This is a genomic window from Bradyrhizobium sp. S69 (assembly GCF_009766005.1).
Taxonomy (GTDB): Bacteria; Pseudomonadota; Alphaproteobacteria; order Rhizobiales; family Xanthobacteraceae; genus Bradyrhizobium.
In genome coordinates this window covers 1-385 of record NZ_LMUK01000003.1, presented here as the reverse complement: position 1 = coordinate 385, position 385 = coordinate 1, and the positions used below count along the sequence as shown (strand labels likewise).

The window sequence follows — 385 nt, the reverse complement described above, 5'->3', positions numbered from 1 at the left end:
CCGCGCAGCGCAACGCACTGCTCGCCAGCCTGCAGCAGGGCAGGTGAGACGGCGCGCTGAAAGCCGGTGCTATTAACGCCATGGAGAGGCTCGGCGTGCTACGGCACGGCGCCTCTCTTGGTTGTGTCACGATAAGAGCTCGTCACGGGGATCAGGGCAGAAAATCGCAGATGTCCCAGGCATGAAGGCTGAAAACCCAAACGCGATCAAACCGGCGGCTCCTAGTCCATTGGAAGCGCAGCTGTTCGGGCTCGGCACGCTGGTGCAATTGCTCAAGCGCGCGCGTCGCGCCGAGAGCACCGAAGAGCTCGGCTTCGTCATGGTCAACGAGACCCACGCGTTGCTGCCATACCGGCAGGCGGCGCTGTGGCAGCGCGATGCTCAC

Annotated in this window: 1 protein-coding gene; it reads left to right on the top strand. The window is 63.9% G+C overall.

What is annotated here, in order from left to right; translation table 11 throughout:
- Positions 1–181 precede the first annotated feature (181 nt).
- Positions 182–385 (top strand): hypothetical protein (locus GSQ88_RS00355; RefSeq protein WP_210253721.1); only part of this gene is annotated, 204 nt, incomplete at its 3' end.